The sequence below is a fragment of the Mycobacterium sp. 5-140-3-2 genome, from assembly GCF_035666375.1.
GTDB classification, from domain to species: domain Bacteria; phylum Actinomycetota; class Actinomycetes; order Mycobacteriales; family Mycobacteriaceae; genus Mycobacterium; species Mycobacterium intracellulare.
This window is the reverse complement of record NZ_CP142025.1, coordinates 3,773,272-3,789,396: the sequence shown is the minus strand read 5'-3', so window position 1 is coordinate 3,789,396 and position 16,125 is coordinate 3,773,272. Positions and strand designations below refer to the sequence as shown.

Sequence of the window (16,125 nt, the reverse complement as noted above, 5' to 3'; positions counted from 1 at the left end):
TCCCGGAAGGATTGGGCGGGGCCACCCCGCCCGCCCGGGAGCCGGGCTCATCGGAACAAACCACTAGTCGCATCAGCCCCGAGCGCCTGCTGGCGCAGGCGGGCGGCGTCAGTGGCGTCATCTACTCGTCGCTCCCGGTGGTCGTCTTCGTGATCGTCTCGAGCGTGTCGGGACTGGTCCCGGCGATCGCGGCCGCGCTGGGGGTGGCCGCGCTGGTCTTGCTGTGGCGGCTGATCCGGCGGGATTCCCCACAACCGGCGTTGTCCGGGTTCTTCGGCGTGGCGCTGTGCGCGCTGATCGCCTACGTGCTGGGGGAGTCCAAGGGCTATTTCCTGCTGGGCATCTGGATGTCGCTGGTGTGGGCGGTGGTGGTCGCGGCGTCGGTGGCGATCCGCCGGCCGCTGGTGGGCTACGCGTGGAGCTGGGCCACCGGCCGCGGGGACGGCTGGCGCAGCGTTCCAAAGGCCGTCCTTGCGTTCGACATCGCCTCACTGGGCTGGGTGCTGGTGTTCACCTCCCGCTTCGTGGTCCAGGGGCTGCTCTACGACGCCGATCGGACCGGGTGGCTGGCGGCCGCGCGGATCGGGATGGGCTGGCCACTGACCGTGCTGGCCGCGCTGGCGACCTACGCGGCGATCAAGTCGGCGCAACGGGCCATCGCGGCGGGCGCCGAGCTGGCACCCCGTAGCGTCGGCGACTAGCCCAACAGCAGCTTCTGCAGGTCCTCTTCGGCCTCGGCGACGGCGACGAACAGCAGCTCGTCGCCGCCTTCGAGCGGCTCGTCCTCCTCGGGCACGATGACCCGCGGGCCGCGCAGGATCGTCACCAGCGAGGTGTCGCGCGGCAGCTGCAGTTTGCGCACCGGCTTGCCGCCCCAGGGCGTGTCATCGGGCAGCGTGATCTCGACGAGGTTGGCCTGCCCCTTGCGGAACTCCATCAGCCGCACCAGATCGCCGACGGCGACGGCCTCCTCGATGAGCGACGCCAGCATGCGCGGTGTCGACACCGCGACGTCGACGCCCCAGGCGTCGGTGAACAGCCACTCGTTGCGCGGGTCATTGACCCGGGCCACCACCCGGGGCACCGCGAATTCGGTTTTGGCCAAGAGGCTTAGCACGACGTTGGCCTTGTCATCGCCGGTCGCGGCCACCACCACGTCGAACTCCTGCATGTGCACCGATTCCAGCAGCGTCAGCTCGCACGCATCGCCCAGGCGCCAGTGCGCGGCCGGGATGGCGTCGACGTCGACGTGGTCGGGGTTGCGCTCGATCAACGTCACGTCGTGGCCGTTGCCAATGAGTTCCCGCGTGACCGAGCGACCGACCGCACCGGCACCGGCAACCGCTACCTTCATATGCGCCGTCCCCTCACAGCCGGTCCCGTATTCATCACAGGTCTTCGCTCGGCGGTAGCGCGGCGATGGCGACCGCCTCGGCGGCGCGCCCGGATATCGCCGCGACATAGACCTGGTCGCCGGCCTGGATCACCGACTTCGGCTCGGGCAGGACGCCGGCCCCGAACCTGATCAGGAAGGCGACCCGCGCGCCGGTGGCCTGCTCGAGATCGGTGACCCGGTGGCCGATCCAGTCCTCGTGCAGGACGACCTCGGAGACGGCGACCGTGCCGGTCGGGTCGCGCCACTTGGCCGTCTCGGTCTCCCGCAGCAGGGCATTGAGCAGGCGGTCGGTGGTCCAGGGCACGGTCGCGATGGTCGGGATGCCCAGGCGCTCGTAGACCTCGGCGCGCTTGGCGTCGTAGATGCGGGCCACGACCCGCTTGACGCCGAACGTCTCCCGTGCCAGGCGCGCGGAGATGATGTTGGAGTTGTCACCGGAGGACACCGCGGCGAACGCGTCCGCCTCTTCGATACCGGCCCTCAGGAGTACATCTCGGTCGAATCCCTGCCCCAGGACCCGCTCGCCGGCGTATTCGGGGCTGAGCCGGTTGAAGGCCGTGCTGTCGCGGTCGATGACGGCCACGTCGTGACCGATGCGGGACAGCCCGTCGGCGACCGAGGAGCCGACACGGCCGCAGCCCATCACTACTACTCGCACTTGTGGTCCTCTCGGCCGCGTCCTGCGCCCTTCGTCGGCAACGCACGTGGGCAAGCCGTTTCGGTCGGCGAACATTCTCGTCCACGAACGCTACCGTCAGAGGCGTCTGGGCTTACTCTTGGCTCTCGTGTCCAAACTTTCAACCGCCACTCGTCGGTTGCTTATCGGCCGGCCGTTTCGCAGCGACCGGCTCAGCCACACCCTGTTGCCCAAGCGGATCGCCTTGCCGGTGTTCGCCTCCGACGCGTTGTCCTCGGTGGCGTATGCGCCCGAGGAGGTCTTCCTCATGCTCTCGGTGGCGGGGGTCTCGGCGTACGCGCTGACGCCGTGGATCGGGCTCGCCGTGGCGGCGGTCATGTTGGTGGTGGTGGCCAGCTACCGGCAGAACGTCCACGCCTACCCCTCCGGTGGCGGCGACTACGAGGTGGTCACCACCAACCTGGGCGAGACGGCGGGCCTCGTCGTGGCGAGCGCGCTGATGGTGGATTACGTTCTGACCGTGGCGGTTTCGACGGCGTCGGCGATGGCGAACATCGGCTCGGCCATCCCGATCGTGGCCGAACACAAGGTGTTCTTCTGTGTGGCCTCCATTCTGCTGGTGATGGCGCTGAACCTGCGCGGGGTGCGCGAATCCGGGGTGGCGTTCGCCATCCCGACGTATGCGTTCATCATCGGGGTCCTCGTCATGATCGGCTGGGGCCTGTTCCGGATCTTCGTGCTGGGTGATCCCTTGCGGGCAGAGTCCGCCGGTTTCCAGATGCACGCCGAACACGGCCAGGTCGTCGGTTTCGCGTTGGCGTTCTTGGTGGCGCGGTCGTTCTCCTCGGGGTGTGCGGCGCTTACGGGTGTCGAGGCGATCAGCAACGGGGTGCCGGCGTTTCAGAAACCCAAGTCGCGCAACGCGGCCACGACCCTGCTGATGTTGGGCGCAATCGCGGTGACGCTACTGATGGGCATCATCGTGCTGGCGCAGAAGATCGGCGTTCAGCTCGTCGAGGATCCCGCGACCCAGCTGAGCGGAACCCCGAAGGGGTACTACCAAAAGACCCTGGTCACCCAACTGGCGCAGGCGGTGTTCGGCGGCTTTCACCTCGGGTTCCTGCTGATCGCCACGGTGACCGCCCTCATCCTGGTGCTCGCGGCCAACACCGCGTTCAACGGATTCCCGGTGCTCGGTTCGATCCTGGCCCAGCACAGCTACCTTCCGCGCCAATTGCACACCCGCGGAGACCGGTTGGCGTTCTCCAACGGAATCCTGTTCCTGTCCGGGGTGGCCGTGCTGGCGATCGTGGCGTTCCGCGGCGAGGTCACCGCGTTGATTCAGCTGTACATCGTGGGCGTGTTCATTTCGTTCACGCTGAGCCAGATCGGCATGGTGCGGCACTGGACCCGGTTGCTGCGCACCGAGACCGATCCCGGGGTACGGCGCAAGATGATGCGCTCGCGGGTGGTCAACACGGTCGGATTGCTTTCCACCGGTGCGGTTTTGCTGGTGGTGCTGGTCACCAAGTTCGTCGCCGGGGCGTGGATCGCGCTGTTCGCGATGAGCCTGCTGTTCGGCATGATGAAGATGATCCACCGGCACTACAACACCGTGAACCGCGAATTGGCGCAGCAGGCCGAGGACGAGGAGGACGCGGTGTTGCCCAGCCGCAACCACGCCGTGGTGCTGGTGTCGAAGCTGCACCTGCCGACGCGGCGCGCGCTGGCCTACGCGAGGGCCACCCGCCCCGACGTTCTCGAGGCGGTGACGGTCAGCGTCGACGACGCGGAAACCCGCGAGCTGGTGCGCAAGTGGGAGGCGAGCGATATCAGCGTTCCGCTCAAGGTCATCGCCTCGCCGTATCGCGAAATCACCCGCCCCGTACTGGAATACGTCAAGCGGGCCCGGGAGGAGTCGCCCCGCACCGTGGTCACGGTGTTCATCCCGGAGTATGTGGTGGGGCACTGGTGGGAGCAGGTGCTGCACAATCAGAGCGCGCTGCGGCTCAAGGGGCGGCTGCTGTTCATGCCCGGCGTCATGGTGACTTCGGTTCCGTGGCAACTGAGTTCGTCCGAACGGCGCAAGACGTTGCAGCCGCACGTGGCGCCGGGCGACGCTCGTCGGGGTATTTTCGATTGACCCGCGAATCGACCCGCCCACCGCGCGGGGTGTCGCCCGCGGTGGGGGAGCTGACGTTGACCACCGGCGCCCCGGCCAACGGCGGCAGCTGCGTGGCGCACCACGAAGGCCGGGTGGTGTTCGTCCGGTACGCGCTGCCCGGTGAGCGGGTGCGGGTGCGGGTGACCGCGGACCGCGGATCCTATTGGCACGCGGAGGTTGTCGAGGTCGTCGAGCCGGCGGACGGCCGCACGGCGTCGCTGTGCCCGATCGCCGGGGTCGGCGGCGCCGGCTGCTGCGACCTGGCGTTCGCCGCCCCCGAGGTGGCGCGCGCGCTCAAGGCCGAGGTGGTGGCCAATCAGCTGGAGCGCCTCGGTGGGCATCGCTGGAGCGGGGAGGCCGAACCGCTGTCGTCGCGACCCACGGGCTGGCGCACCCGCGTCCGCCTCGACGTGGGCGCCGACCATCGACCGGGCTTTCACCGTTACCACAGCGACGATTTGGTGACCGACCTGCGTTGCGCGCAGCTGCCCGACGGCATGCTAGACGGGATCGCCGAGACCGAGTGGCCGCCGGCCGCCCAGCTGCACGTGGCCGTCGACGACGACGGCGCGCGCCACGTGGTGCGCACCCTGCGGCAGGGCAGACGCACGGCGACCAAGGTGATGGAGGGCCGCTACGAGGCGGTGCAGCGGGTGGCGGGGCGCACCTGGCAGGTGCCGGTGACCGCCTTTTGGCAGGCGCACCGCGACGCCGCAGCGACCTACAGCGCCCTGGTCGCCGACTGGGCGGCCGCCGGCACCGGCATGAGCGCCTGGGATCTTTACGGTGGCGCAGGCGTTTTCGCCGCCGCGCTCGGCGAGGCCGTGGGGGCCTCGGGGCGGGTGCTCAGCGTGGACACCTCGCGCGGGTCGACGCGGGCCGCCCGGAGCGCGCTGGCCGATCTGAGCCAGGTGCAGATCGTCACCGACTCGGTGCGCCGCGCGCTGGCGGCGCAGCGAGAAGGCGCCTCAACAGCAGATGTGGCGGTGCTTGACCCACCGCGGGCGGGCGCCGGGCGCGAGATCATCGATCTGCTCGCCGCGGCCGGTGTCCCGCGTGTGGTGCACATCGGTTGTGAGGCAGCGTCTTTCGCGCGCGATATCGGTATCTATCTCGGCCACGGCTACGCCGTCGAGAAGATCAAGGTGTTCGACGCGTTCCCGTTGACCCACCACGTCGAATGCGTCGCGCTGCTGACACGTGGCGATTAGTCCGGCGCCTAGGCCATCACGAAATACCGCAGCCACACATACAGCGCGGCCAGCGCGATGGAGACGGCGGTGACGAGCGCGCCCTTGCGGGTGAATTCCCAGAAGGAGATGGGGTTGTCGGAGCGGTGGGCGATCCCGAGCATGACGATGTTGGCGCTGGCGCCGATGGCGGTCAGGTTGCCGCCGAAGTCCGTGCCCAGCGCGAGTGACCACCACAGGGCGCCGGGGTTGGCGTGATCGGTCAGGGCGGGCACCAGGTCGGCCACCACCGGCGCCATCGTCGCGGCGTAGGGGACGTTGTCCACGACCCCGCTGATGACGGCCGACGCGACCAGGATGATCATCGTCGCGGCCAGGGTGTTTCCTCCGCTGGCGGAGATCAGCACGCGGGCAAGCTCTTTGACGACTCCCGTCTTCACCAGCGCGCCGACCATGATGAACAGGCCGGCGAAGAACAGCAGCGTGTCCCACTCCACGCTGGACAGGTAATCGGACGGCTTGAGTCGTGACGCCACGACCAGGATCCCGGCGCCCAGCAGCGCCACCATGGAGGGTTCCATATGCAGCGGCGAGTGCGCGATGAACGCGGTGAACACCGCCAGCAAGACGATCCCGCACGTGACGAGCAGCCGGGGGTCGCGGATGGCCTCCTTTTCCTCCAGCGACATCACGTCGGCAACCCGATCGGGGTCGACGCTGAACGCCCCGGGAAAAAGGCGCGGCAACAACACCATCAGGACGCCGAGGACGATGACCACGATCGGCGCCAGATGAACGAGAAAGTCGTTGAACGTCAGACCGGCCCTGCTGGCGATGATGATGTTGGGCGGATCGCCCACCAACGTTGCCGCGCCGCCGACATTCGATGCGAACACCTCGGCCATCAAAAAGGGCGCCGCGTTGATCGCCAGTCGTTCGCACACCAACAGCGTCACCGGGGCGACCAGCAACACGGTGGTGACGTTGTCGAGCAGGGCTGAGGCGATCGCGGTCACCAGGGCCAGCAGGATCATGACGCGCAACGGCGAGCCGCGGGCGCGTTTGGCCGACCAGATCGCCACGTACTCGAACACGCCGGTCTGCCGCAGCACGCTGACGATGATCATCATGCCGAGCAGCAAAAAGATGACGTCCCAATCGATTCCGGTTTCGTGTGAGTAGAAGACGTCGTCGGATCGGATGATCGGCAGGGTGACCACGATCGCGGCGCCGGCGAGGGCCACGAATGTCTTGTTGACGCGGTCGCTGGCGATCAGGACATAGGCGACCACGAAGACCAGGATCGCGATGAAGCTCATCGATGTGCCTGGGGCATCAGGTTTTCAGCGCGGCGGCGAGCACCCGCGATGCCGTGATCACCCCGACCAGTCCGCCGTCTTTGACCACCGCGACGAGCGGGCTGCGCAGTCGCGCCATGAGCGCGGCCACTTCGATGATGGTGTCGTCGGCGTGGGCCGGGGGCACGTCGACCAGGTGGTCGGGCAACACGTCGCGCACCTTCTTGCCGCTCAATTTTTCCGCGCAGCGGTCGGCGGTCGATTCGTTGAGCACGCCGGCCAGCGACGGGTCGTCCTGCACGTATCGCGGCACGATGAAGCGGACGACCTGGGAGGCGGGCAGCACCGCGTAGGGGCGCCCCGAACCGTCGGTGACCAACAGCCCGGGCAGCCGGTGCTCGGCCAGCATCCGGGCGGCTTCCAGCGCGTCCGCGTCGATGCTGACGACGGGGAAGTCCTCGGCGATCTGCTCGGCACGCACACTGCGACGATACGTCCGCGGGGAGTGGATGGTGCGGCGGCCTCGATGCTCATGGCGTGCTCCTGGGTCGGAAGTAGAAGTGCCGACCAGGCTTCCCGGCTCACCGCGCATTGACGCTACCAAACCTGCGCGTGTGGCTGCGTAGACTGACGGGATGCTGGAACAGATCCGCGGGCCCGCTGATCTGCAGCACCTTTCTGCGCATCAGCTCCGCGAATTGGCCGCCGAGATTCGCGAGTTCCTGATTCACAAGGTCGCTGCCACCGGGGGACACCTCGGGCCCAATCTCGGCGTGGTCGAACTGACCCTCGCGCTGCATCGGGTGTTCGACTCGCCGCACGATCCGATCATCTTCGACACCGGCCATCAGGCCTACGTCCACAAGATGCTGACGGGACGTTCCCACGAGTTCCAAACCCTGCGCAAAAAGGGTGGGCTGTCCGGGTATCCGTCGCGCGCCGAGAGCGAGCACGACTGGGTGGAGTCCAGCCATGCCAGCGCCGCGCTGTCCTACGCCGACGGGTTGGCCAAGGCCTTCGAGCTGAGCGGGCACCGCAACCGGCACGTGGTCGCGGTGGTCGGCGACGGGGCGCTGACCGGTGGCATGTGCTGGGAGGCGCTGAACAACATCGCCGCGTCGGGCCGCCCGGTGATCATCGTCGTCAACGACAACGGGCGCAGCTACGCCCCGACGATCGGCGGCGTGGCCGACCATCTCGCCACGCTGCGGCTGCAACCGGTCTACGAGCAGGCCCTGGAAAGGGGCCGCGACGCGCTGCGGGCGCTGCCGCTGGTCGGCCGGCTCGCCTACCGGGTGATGCACAGCGTCAAGGCCGGCATCAAGGACTCGTTGTCACCGCAGCTGCTGTTCACCGACCTGGGGCTGAAGTACGTGGGCCCCGTCGACGGCCACGACGAACGCGCGGTGGAGGCCGCGCTGCGCCACGCCCGCGGCTTCGGGCGCCCGGTGATCGTGCACGTGGTGACCCGCAAGGGGATGGGCTACGCGCCCGCCGAGGACGACGAAGCCGAGCAGATGCATTCCTGCGGGGTGATCGATCCCCTTACCGGCCAGGCGACCAGCGTCCCCGGCCCGGGCTGGACGGCGACCTTCTCCGATGCGCTCATCGGCTACGCCCGCAAGCGCCGCGACATCGTCGCCATCACCGCGGCCATGCCCGGCCCCACCGGGCTGACGCCGTTCGGGCAGCAGTTTCCCGATCGCCTGTTCGACGTCGGCATCGCCGAGCAGCACGCCATGACGTCGGCGGCCGGCCTGGCCATGGGCGGGATGCACCCGGTGGTGGCCATCTATTCGACGTTCCTCAACCGCGCCTTCGACCAGATCATGATGGACGTGGCGCTGCACCGGCTGCCCGTCACCATGGTGCTGGACCGGGCCGGGATCACCGGATCCGACGGCGCCAGCCACAACGGCATGTGGGACCTGTCGATGCTGGGCATCGTGCCCGGCATGCGGGCGGCCGCCCCCCGCGACGCCACCCGGTTGCGCGAGGAACTCGGTGAGGCGCTCGAGGTCGACGACGGGCCGACGGCGCTGCGCTTCCCCAAAGGTGATGTGGGCGAGGACATCCCGGCGATCGAGCGCCGTGGTTCCGGCATCTCGGGTGTCGACGTGCTCGCGGTCCCGGCCGGCGGATGCAACCACGACGTGCTGCTGGTGGGCGTCGGCGCGTTCGCGCGGATGGCGCTGGCGGTGGCCAAGCGACTGCAGGATCAGGGGATCGGCGTCACGGTCATCGACCCGCGCTGGGTGCTGCCGGTCTCGGACAACCTGCTCGACCTGGCGGCGCGGCACAAACTGGTCGTCACCTGCGAGGACAACGGGGTCAACGGCGGCGTGGGCTCGGCGGTGTCGGCCGCCCTGCGCCGCGCCGAGATCGACGTTCCGTGCCGCGACGTCGGGCTGCCGCAGCGGTTCTACGAGCACGCCTCCCGGGGCGAGCTGCTGGCGGACCTGGCCCTGACGGATCAGGACGTGGCACGCCGCATCACCGGGTGGGTCGCCGCCCTGGGCAGCAGCGAGGCGGAAGCCGAGATCCGGGAGCACCTCGACTAACCGGCGCTTTCGGTGCCTTCCGCCTGCAGCGCCCGGGCCAGCACGGGATCCACCAACTCCCGCTGCCAGGGCCGGGCCTGCCCGGCCCGCAGAAACGCCTCGACGGCCTCGAACGGATCCGGCGCGGCCTCCCAGTCCCAGCACAGCCGTCGCACCAGGTCCGGCGAGACCAGGTTCTCGGTGGGGACGTGCACCCGCTCGGACACCTCCGACAGCGCCGCCCGCGCGGCCTCGAGCCGCGCGGCGGCCTCCGGTTTGCGCCGGCTCCACCGCGCGGGGGGCGGCGGCCCGTTCGGCGGTTCGGCGTCCACGGGCGGATTCTTGTTCTGGCGCGCGGCCTCCAGCGCCGCCAGCCACGTCGCGGCGCTGCGGCGTTGATTGCGCCCCCCGAACACGGGCAGGGCGACCAGTTCCTCGACGGTCGTCGGGTTGGCCAGCGCGGCGTCGATGATGGCCGAGTCCGGAAGGATGCGCCGCGGCGCGATGTCGCGGCGCTGCGCGATCTGGTCGCGCGTCAACCACAATTCGCGCACCGCGGCCAGGCCGCGCTTGTCGCGCACCCGATGGATTCCCGACGTTCGTCGCCACCGGTCCCGTCGCGCCGCGGCACCCGGATCTTTCGAACCCGTGTCCCGCAGGTAGTCGAATTCCTGTGCGGCCCAATCGGTTTTGCCCTGCCCGGCGAGGACCTCCGCGATCGCCGCGCGCAGCTCGATGAGCAGTTCCACGTCCAGCGCGGCGTAGTTGAGCCATTCGGCGGGCAGGGGGCGCTTGGACCAGTCCGCCGCGCCGTGGCCCTTGGCCAGCCCGAAACCCAGCAGCCGCTCGACCATGGTGGCCAGGTTCACGCGCTCGAACCCGGCCAGGCGGCCCGCGAGCTCGGTGTCATACAGCGCGGGCGGCCGCATGCCCACCTCCGCCAAACAGGGCAGGTCCTGATCGGCCGAGTGCAGGATCCATTCGTCGGTGCCCAGCACCTCGGCCACCGGCCGCAGCGCCTCCAGCGGGTCGCGGCCGTGGCTCACCGGGTCGATCAGCACGGTGCCGGAGCCCGCCCGGCGGATCTGGATCAGGTAGGCCCGGTTGGAGTAGCGGAAACCCGACGCCCGCTCGGCGTCCACCGCGAACGGCCCGCGCCCACGGTCCAGGCGCTCTGCCGCGGCCTCGATTTCGTACACGCTCACCGAGATGGGCGGGACGCCTTCGGTCGGGCGTGGAAGTGGGGTGGGGGCGGGTTCGGTGCCGCCGGGCGCGCTGCTGCCCGGCCCGTCGGGCGACGGTTCGCCCATGCTAGGCGCGTGACCGCGAGCTCAGGTCGGTGACTCCGGCGGGCGGCAGGCCCGCGGCGTGCTCCAGCACCTCGCAGAACGCCTCGACGTGCGCGCCGACCGCGGGCGACGTGGCGGTCCAGGACGCCCGCAGCTCGAGCTGGTGGGCGCGCGGCGGCCCCGAGATGTCGCCGTAGCGCACCGAGGTGGTGGCGGTGACGGTGCCGCCCAGCGCGACGACGTGTTCCATGCGTGACTCCAGTGCCTCGACCAGCCAGCTCCACGCTACTTCGGGCAGCAGGGGATCGACGGCCTCGCTGGGGTCGAGGTCGGCCTGGATGTAGGCGACCATGCGGATGGTGCCGTCCCACGCGTCGGCCCCTTCGGGGTCGTACAGCAGGATCAGCCGGCCGAAGGCGTCGCCGTCGGACCGTTCGGGGATGATCTCGCGGTCGGGATGCTTGACCTCGGCGCCCAGCGCGTAGCTGTGGGGAGCGAGGCGTTGCGGCGGCCGGATCGGACCCAGCTCGATCTCCGGCCGCACGGCCACGGCGTTCATCGCCGCCACCGCCTCGCGGAAGGGGGCCGGTTCGGATGAGGTCACTTGGCACCGCTCCTCTTCATCCCGACCGCTCTGTATCGTCACGGCAGGGGTCACAGGGATCGACGGTAGACCCATCGGCTGACACGCTGCGACAGGCGCGCCGGGTTTCAAACCCGCCGCGACCAACCCGTTACCAGCCCTCCACCAAACGTATATGTCCTGCTCAGGTGGCAGATCCGCCGGTAAACCGGGCGGGGCGCTTCTCGCGGTGGGCGGCCAGGCCTTCCTGCACGTCGGGGCCGCTGAAGCTGAGGAATTCCAGGCCCACCGAGGTCTCGAAGGTGGGGCCCATCATGCGGTACCAGTGGTTGAGGCTGCGCTTGGTCCACTGGATGGCGTTCTGCGCGCCCTGCGCCAGGTTCTCGGCGATCCGGGTGGCGGTGGACAGGACGTCATCGTCGTCGACGCAGGTGGAGACCAGGCCGATCCGCTCGGCCTCCTCGCCGAGCAGGGTTTCGCAGGTCAGCAGGTAGTACTTGGCCTTGGCCATGCCGACCAGCAGCGGCCAGCAGATCGCGGCGTGGTCGCCGGCGGCCACGCCGAGCTTCGTGTGCCCGTCGATCAGCTTCGCGGTCCGGCCCGCCACCGAGATGTCGGCCAGCAGCGCCACCACCAGGCCCGCACCCACCGCCGGCCCCCGGATCGCCGACACGACCGGGGTGTCGCAGTTGATCATGTTGTGCACCAGGTCGCGGGCTTCGCGCATGATGCGGATCCGGCCCTCGTACTCGCCGATGGTCTCGGCGATCAGGTCGAAGCTGCCGCCGGAGGAAAAGGCCTTGCCCTCGCCGCGGACCAGGACGACGCGCACGGCCGGGTCGCGATCGATCACCGGCCAGATGTCGGCGAGGTCGCGATGCATCTGCGGGCCCACCGAATTCAGCCCCGGGGAGTCGAGAACCAGCGTCAGCACGCCGTTCTCACCGAGCTCGCACCGCAGGCTGGGGAACTCGTCGTAATTGGCTGGGGGCTGGCTGACCGGCATCCGGGCTCCTGACGTTCAAACGGTTGCGGTCGCGATAGTACGCAGCGGGGTTTGGCGTTCTGCGGTCATGGCAGCATTGAGGCCGATGAACAGGCCCACGCACACCAGTGCGGACACTCGCCGCGACCTTCCCGAGTCGCCGTATCTGGCCGCGGCGGGCGGCCGAAAGCCCCGCCGGATCCCGGTGTGGTTCATGCGGCAGGCCGGCCGGTCGCTGCCCGAATACCGGGCGCTGCGGGCCCAGCACGACATGCTGTCGGCGTGTTTCGACGCCGAGCTGGTCTGCGAGATCACCCTGCAACCGGTGCGCCGGCACGACGTCGACGCGGCGATCCTGTTCTCCGACATCGTGGTGCCGCTGCTCGGCGCCGGCATCGACCTGGACATCGTCGCCGGGGTCGGACCGGTGATCGAGTCGCCGGTGCGCACCGCGGCCGACGTCGCCGCGATCAAACCGCTTGAGCGGCAACGGGTTCAACCGATTTCCAACGCCGTGTCGCTGCTGGTGTCCGCGCTCGGCGATGTTCCGCTGATCGGTTTCGCCGGCGCGCCGTTCACCCTGGCGTCCTACCTGATCGAGGGCGGGCCCAGCCGCCACCACGCGCGCACGAAGGCGATGATGCTGGCCGATCCCGACAGCTGGCATGCGTTGATGGAGAAGCTGACCGACATCACCGTCGGCTTCTTGCGGGTGCAACTGGATGCCGGGGTGGACGCGATCCAGGTGTTCGACTCGTGGGCCGGGACGCTGTCGTTGGCCAACTACCGCGCCTACGTGCAGCCGCACAGCGCCCGGATCTTCGCCGCCCTGGCCGAGTACGGCGTGCCGATGACGCACTTCGGCGTCGGCACGGCCGAACTGCTGGGCGCGATGTCGGAGGTCGGCGCGACGGTGGTGGGCGTGGATTGGCGAACCTCGCTCGCCGACGCGGCGGCCCGGGTGGAGCCCGGCACGGCGCTGCAGGGCAACCTCGATCCGGTGGTCCTGCTGGCGGGCTGGCCGGTGGTCGAACGCGCGGCGCGCGCCGTCGTCGACGACGGTCGGCGCGCGGTCGACGCCGGCGCCGCCGGTCACGTCTTCAACCTCGGCCACGGCGTGCTGCCCGAGACCGACCCCGCAGTGCTGACCGACCTGGTGTCGCTGGTCCATTCGCTATGACGTCCCGCTCATATTGCGTTGTCGGGGGCGGAATTTCGGGGCTGACGGCGGCCTACCGGCTGCGCATGTCCCTCGGCGACGACGCGGCCATCACGCTGTTCGACCCGGGGGAGCGGCTCGGCGGGATCCTGCGCACGGAGCTGGTCGGCGGGGCGCCGATGGATCTGGGCGCCGAGGCGTTCGTGCTGCGCCGACCCGAGCTGCCGGCGCTGCTGGACGAGCTGAATCTGACTGGGCACCAACTGGTTTCGACCGGTGCTCGCCCGCTGATCTACAGCGGGCAACGGCTGCGCCCGCTCCCCACCGGCACGATCGTGGGCATCCCGTCGTCGGCGGCGTCGGTGGCCGGATTGGTCGACGAGGCGACCGTCGCCCGCATCGACGCCGAACCCTCCCGCCCGTTGGAGTGGGTCGCCGGCAGCGATCCCGCGGTGGCCGACCTGGTGGGCGACCGGTTCGGCGACCAGGTGGTCGCGCGGTCGGTGGACCCGCTGCTGAGCGGGGTCTACGCGGGCTCGGCGGCCACCATCGGCCTGCGTGCGGCCGCCCCGACCGTGGCCGCGGCGCTGGACCGTGGCGCCGCCAGCCTGACCGACGCCGTCGGGCGGGTCGTGCCGCCGGCCACCGGCGCGCCGGTGTTCGGCGCGCTCGACGGCGGGTACCGGGTGCTGGTCGAGGAGCTCGCCGCGCGCGCCCGGCCGCGCTGGGTGCGCGCCGCCGCGTCGCGGCTCGAGCGCGCCGACGCGGGCTGGGCGGTGTTCGACGACACCGGCGCCCGCTGGGGCGCCGACGCGGTGATCCTGGCCGTGCCCGTGCACGAATCGTGCCGCCTGCTCGGCGGCATCGCGCCCCGCAGCGTCGCCGCGGCCGGGCGCATCGCGAGCGCATCGTCGGTGGTGCTGGCGCTGGCCGTGCCGGCTGACACCGCGTTCCCCGACTGCTCGGGCGTGCTGGTGGCCACCGGGGAGCGGTTGCGGGCCAAGGCCATCACGCTGTCGTCCCGCAAGTGGGGCGCCCGGGCCGACGTGCAGCTGTTGCGGTTGTCGTTCGGGCGGTTCGGCGACCACGTGGCGGCCAGCACCTCCGACGACGAGCTGCTGGCCTGGGCGCTGGGGGATGTGGCCGCCGTGTTCGGGCTCGACATCGACCCCGTCGACGTCCGGGTGCAGCGCTGGATCGACGCCATGCCGCAGTACGGCCCCGGCCATGCCGACCTGGTCGCCGAGGTGCGCGCCGGACTGCCGCCGACGCTCGCGGTGGCGGGGAGCTACCTCGACGGCATCGGCGTGCCCGCCTGCGTCGGCGCGGCCGGGCGTGCGGCCGAGGATGTGATCAGGGCCATCGGAGGTCCGGACGCGCAAGTGGCACGATAGGTTTCATGGCCAAGCTCGACTACGACTCGCTCAACTCCCAGATTCGCTACCTGATGTTCTCGGTTTTCTCGGTGGAGCCGGGTGAGCTGGGCGAGGAGCGCGACGACGTCATCGACGAGGCGTCGACGTTCCTCAAGCAACAGGAGGAGCGCGGCGTCGTGGTGCGCGGCCTCTACGACGTGGCGGGCATGCGGGCCGACGCGGACTTCATGATCTGGACGCACGCCGAACGCGTCGAGGCGCTGCAGGCCACCTACGCCGATTTCCGCCGCACCACCGCGCTGGGACGGGCCAGCTCGCCCGTGTGGAGCAGCGTCGCCCTGCATCGGCCGGCCGAGTTCAACAAGAGCCACATCCCGGCGTTCCTGGCCGGCGAGGAGCCCGGCAACTACATCTGCGTGTATCCCTTTGTGCGGTCCTATGAGTGGTATCTGCTGCCCGACGAGGAACGCCGCCGCATGCTCGCCGAGCACGGCATGGCCGCCCGCGAATACAAGGATGTCCGCGCCAACACGGTCCCGGCGTTCGCGCTCGGCGACTACGAGTGGATCCTGGCGTTCGAGGCTCCCGAGCTGCACCGCATCGTCGACCTGATGCGCGAACTGCGCGCCACCGACGCCCGCCGGCACACCCGCGAGGAGACGCCGTTCTTCACCGGCCCCCGGGTGGCCGTCGAGCAGTTGGTGAAAGCCCTGCCATGACAGCGCCGTTCGATCCGACCGACCCCACCCGTTTCGAGCAGATGTACCGTGACGACCGGACGTCGCACGGCCTGCCCACCGCCACGCCGTGGGACATCGGCGGCCCGCAACCGGTGGTCCAGCAGCTCGTGGCGTTGGGCGCGATCAAAGGCGAGGTGCTCGATCCGGGCACCGGCCCCGGCCACCACGCCATCTACTACGCCTCGAAGGGCTATTCGGCGACCGGCATCGACGGCTCGCCCGGCGCCATCGAGCGCGCCCGGGCGAACGCCGAAAAAGCCGGGGTGTCAGTCAATTTCGAGGTGGCCGACGCCACAAAGCTGGACGGGTTCGACGGCCACTTCGACACCGTGGTCGACTGCGCTTTCTATCACACGTTCAGCACCGAGCCCGAGCTGCGACGGTCCTACGCCGAGGCGCTGCGGCGCGCCACCAGGCCGGGCGCGCGGCTGTACATGTTCGAGTTCGGCGAACACAACATCAACGGCTTCAAGATGCTGCGGTCGTTGTCCGAGAGCGACTTTCGCGACGTGCTGCCCGACGCCGGGTGGGACATCACCTATCTGGGCACGACCACCTACCAGGTCAACATCAGCGCCGAGTCCATCGAGTTGATGGCCGCGCGCAACCCCGACATGGCCGACGAGGCGGCGAAGTTGCTGGAACGGTTCCGCGCCATGGAACCCTGGCTCGACGGCAGCCGGGTGTACGCGCCGTTCTGGGAAGTGCACGCCACGCGCGCCGACTGAGGGCCTGGGCGTCACACCCGTCGCGTCTGTCACTGGGGAA

Annotated in this window: 14 protein-coding genes and 1 pseudogene; 8 read left to right on the top strand and 7 right to left on the bottom strand. The window is 69.9% G+C overall.

The window, feature by feature from the left end; genetic code table 11:
• Positions 1–11 precede the first annotated feature (11 nt).
• Positions 12–701 carry a DUF3159 domain-containing protein gene (locus tag P6281_RS17415; RefSeq protein ID WP_043955794.1) on the top strand — a complete coding sequence of 230 codons (690 nt, stop codon included), beginning with the start codon at positions 12–14 and terminating at the stop codon, positions 699–701.
• Here P6281_RS17415 and P6281_RS17410 read toward each other — a convergent pair.
• Together P6281_RS17410 and P6281_RS17405 are read right to left on the bottom strand one after the other, a co-directional pair.
• The gene (locus P6281_RS17410) at positions 698–1,354 is read right to left on the bottom strand and encodes a potassium channel family protein (protein WP_008258524.1); all 657 of its coding nucleotides are present in this window, start codon (positions 1,352–1,354) and stop codon (positions 698–700) included. The genes P6281_RS17415 and P6281_RS17410 overlap by 4 nt on opposite strands.
• 34 nt (positions 1,355–1,388) lie before the next feature.
• Positions 1,389–2,054 (bottom strand): potassium channel family protein, encoded by a 666-nt coding sequence (locus P6281_RS17405; RefSeq protein WP_008258523.1) that lies wholly within the window; start codon positions 2,052–2,054, stop codon positions 1,389–1,391.
• Between the two features lie 127 nt (positions 2,055–2,181).
• Here P6281_RS17405 and P6281_RS17400 point away from each other — a divergent pair, with 127 nt between their 5' ends.
• Together P6281_RS17400 and P6281_RS17395 are read left to right on the top strand one after the other, a co-directional pair.
• Complete coding sequence (locus P6281_RS17400; protein WP_009955810.1) at positions 2,182–4,176, top strand: APC family permease; 1,995 nt, start codon at positions 2,182–2,184, stop codon at positions 4,174–4,176.
• Positions 4,177–4,205: 29 nt separating this feature from the next.
• Positions 4,206–5,408 carry a class I SAM-dependent RNA methyltransferase gene (locus P6281_RS17395; RefSeq protein WP_008258521.1) on the top strand — a complete coding sequence of 401 codons (1,203 nt, stop codon included), beginning with the start codon at positions 4,206–4,208 and terminating at the stop codon, positions 5,406–5,408.
• 8 nt (positions 5,409–5,416) lie between these two features.
• Here the strand turns inward: P6281_RS17395 and P6281_RS17390 are convergent, their stop codons facing one another.
• Both P6281_RS17390 and P6281_RS17385 read right to left on the bottom strand, forming a co-directional pair.
• A complete protein-coding gene (locus tag P6281_RS17390; protein WP_014385373.1) occupies positions 5,417–6,706 on the bottom strand; it encodes an SLC13 family permease in 1,290 nt (429 codons plus the stop codon).
• A 16-nt stretch (positions 6,707–6,722) separates the two neighbouring features.
• A complete protein-coding gene (locus P6281_RS17385) occupies positions 6,723–7,166 on the bottom strand; it encodes a CBS domain-containing protein (protein ID WP_008258518.1) in 444 nt (147 codons plus the stop codon).
• A gap of 154 nt (positions 7,167–7,320) precedes the next feature.
• Here P6281_RS17385 and dxs point away from each other — a divergent pair, with 154 nt between their 5' ends.
• Positions 7,321–9,246 carry a 1-deoxy-D-xylulose-5-phosphate synthase gene (gene dxs / locus P6281_RS17380; protein WP_008258517.1) on the top strand — a complete coding sequence of 642 codons (1,926 nt, stop codon included), beginning with the start codon at positions 7,321–7,323 and terminating at the stop codon, positions 9,244–9,246.
• Here dxs and P6281_RS17375 read toward each other — a convergent pair.
• The 3 genes and pseudogenes from P6281_RS17375 to P6281_RS17365 form a co-directional block, all read right to left on the bottom strand.
• Positions 9,243–10,535, bottom strand: a complete 1,293-nt coding sequence (locus P6281_RS17375; RefSeq protein WP_008258516.1) for a ribonuclease D — start codon at positions 10,533–10,535, stop codon at positions 9,243–9,245. The genes dxs and P6281_RS17375 overlap by 4 nt on opposite strands.
• A gap of 1 nt (position 10,536) precedes the next feature.
• Positions 10,537–11,203, bottom strand: a pseudogene (locus P6281_RS17370) (DUF3000 domain-containing protein).
• Positions 11,204–11,281: 78 nt separating this feature from the next.
• A complete protein-coding gene (locus P6281_RS17365) occupies positions 11,282–12,103 on the bottom strand; it encodes an enoyl-CoA hydratase/isomerase family protein (protein WP_008258514.1) in 822 nt (273 codons plus the stop codon).
• Between the two features lie 85 nt (positions 12,104–12,188).
• Between P6281_RS17365 and hemE the strand changes: the two genes are divergently transcribed.
• The 4 genes from hemE to P6281_RS17345 are packed head-to-tail and all read left to right on the top strand — an operon-like array spanning position 12,189 to position 16,085.
• Positions 12,189–13,262 carry a uroporphyrinogen decarboxylase gene (gene hemE, locus P6281_RS17360; RefSeq protein ID WP_008258513.1) on the top strand — a complete coding sequence of 358 codons (1,074 nt, stop codon included), beginning with the start codon at positions 12,189–12,191 and terminating at the stop codon, positions 13,260–13,262.
• The gene (locus tag P6281_RS17355) at positions 13,259–14,635 is read left to right on the top strand and encodes a protoporphyrinogen oxidase (protein WP_008258512.1); all 1,377 of its coding nucleotides are present in this window, start codon (positions 13,259–13,261) and stop codon (positions 14,633–14,635) included. Before hemE ends, P6281_RS17355 begins: the two co-directional genes overlap by 4 nt.
• 5 nt (positions 14,636–14,640) lie before the next feature.
• Positions 14,641–15,336 (top strand): hydrogen peroxide-dependent heme synthase, encoded by a 696-nt coding sequence (gene hemQ, locus P6281_RS17350; protein ID WP_008258510.1) that lies wholly within the window; start codon positions 14,641–14,643, stop codon positions 15,334–15,336.
• Positions 15,333–16,085, top strand: coding sequence for a class I SAM-dependent methyltransferase (locus P6281_RS17345; RefSeq protein WP_008258508.1), 753 nt, complete (start codon positions 15,333–15,335; stop codon positions 16,083–16,085). Before hemQ ends, P6281_RS17345 begins: the two co-directional genes overlap by 4 nt.
• The last annotated feature ends 40 nt before the right edge of the window (positions 16,086–16,125 follow it).

What these genes read in the sequence shown, in the direction of transcription:
- P6281_RS17365 (WP_008258514.1), bottom strand. Translation starts at nt 12,103, where the DNA reads ATGCCGGTCAGCCAGCCCCCAGCCAATTACGACGAGTTCCCCAGCCTG.
- P6281_RS17390 (WP_014385373.1), bottom strand. Translation starts at nt 6,706, where the DNA reads ATGAGCTTCATCGCGATCCTGGTCTTCGTGGTCGCCTATGTCCTGATC.
- hemQ (WP_008258510.1), top strand. Translation starts at nt 14,641, where the DNA reads ATGGCCAAGCTCGACTACGACTCGCTCAACTCCCAGATTCGCTACCTG.
- dxs (WP_008258517.1), top strand. Translation starts at nt 7,321, where the DNA reads ATGCTGGAACAGATCCGCGGGCCCGCTGATCTGCAGCACCTTTCTGCG.
- P6281_RS17345 (WP_008258508.1), top strand. Translation starts at nt 15,333, where the DNA reads ATGACAGCGCCGTTCGATCCGACCGACCCCACCCGTTTCGAGCAGATG.
- hemE (WP_008258513.1), top strand. Translation starts at nt 12,189, where the DNA reads ATGAACAGGCCCACGCACACCAGTGCGGACACTCGCCGCGACCTTCCC.
- P6281_RS17410 (WP_008258524.1), bottom strand. Translation starts at nt 1,354, where the DNA reads ATGAAGGTAGCGGTTGCCGGTGCCGGTGCGGTCGGTCGCTCGGTCACG.
- P6281_RS17355 (WP_008258512.1), top strand. Translation starts at nt 13,259, where the DNA reads ATGACGTCCCGCTCATATTGCGTTGTCGGGGGCGGAATTTCGGGGCTG.
- P6281_RS17375 (WP_008258516.1), bottom strand. Translation starts at nt 10,535, where the DNA reads ATGGGCGAACCGTCGCCCGACGGGCCGGGCAGCAGCGCGCCCGGCGGC.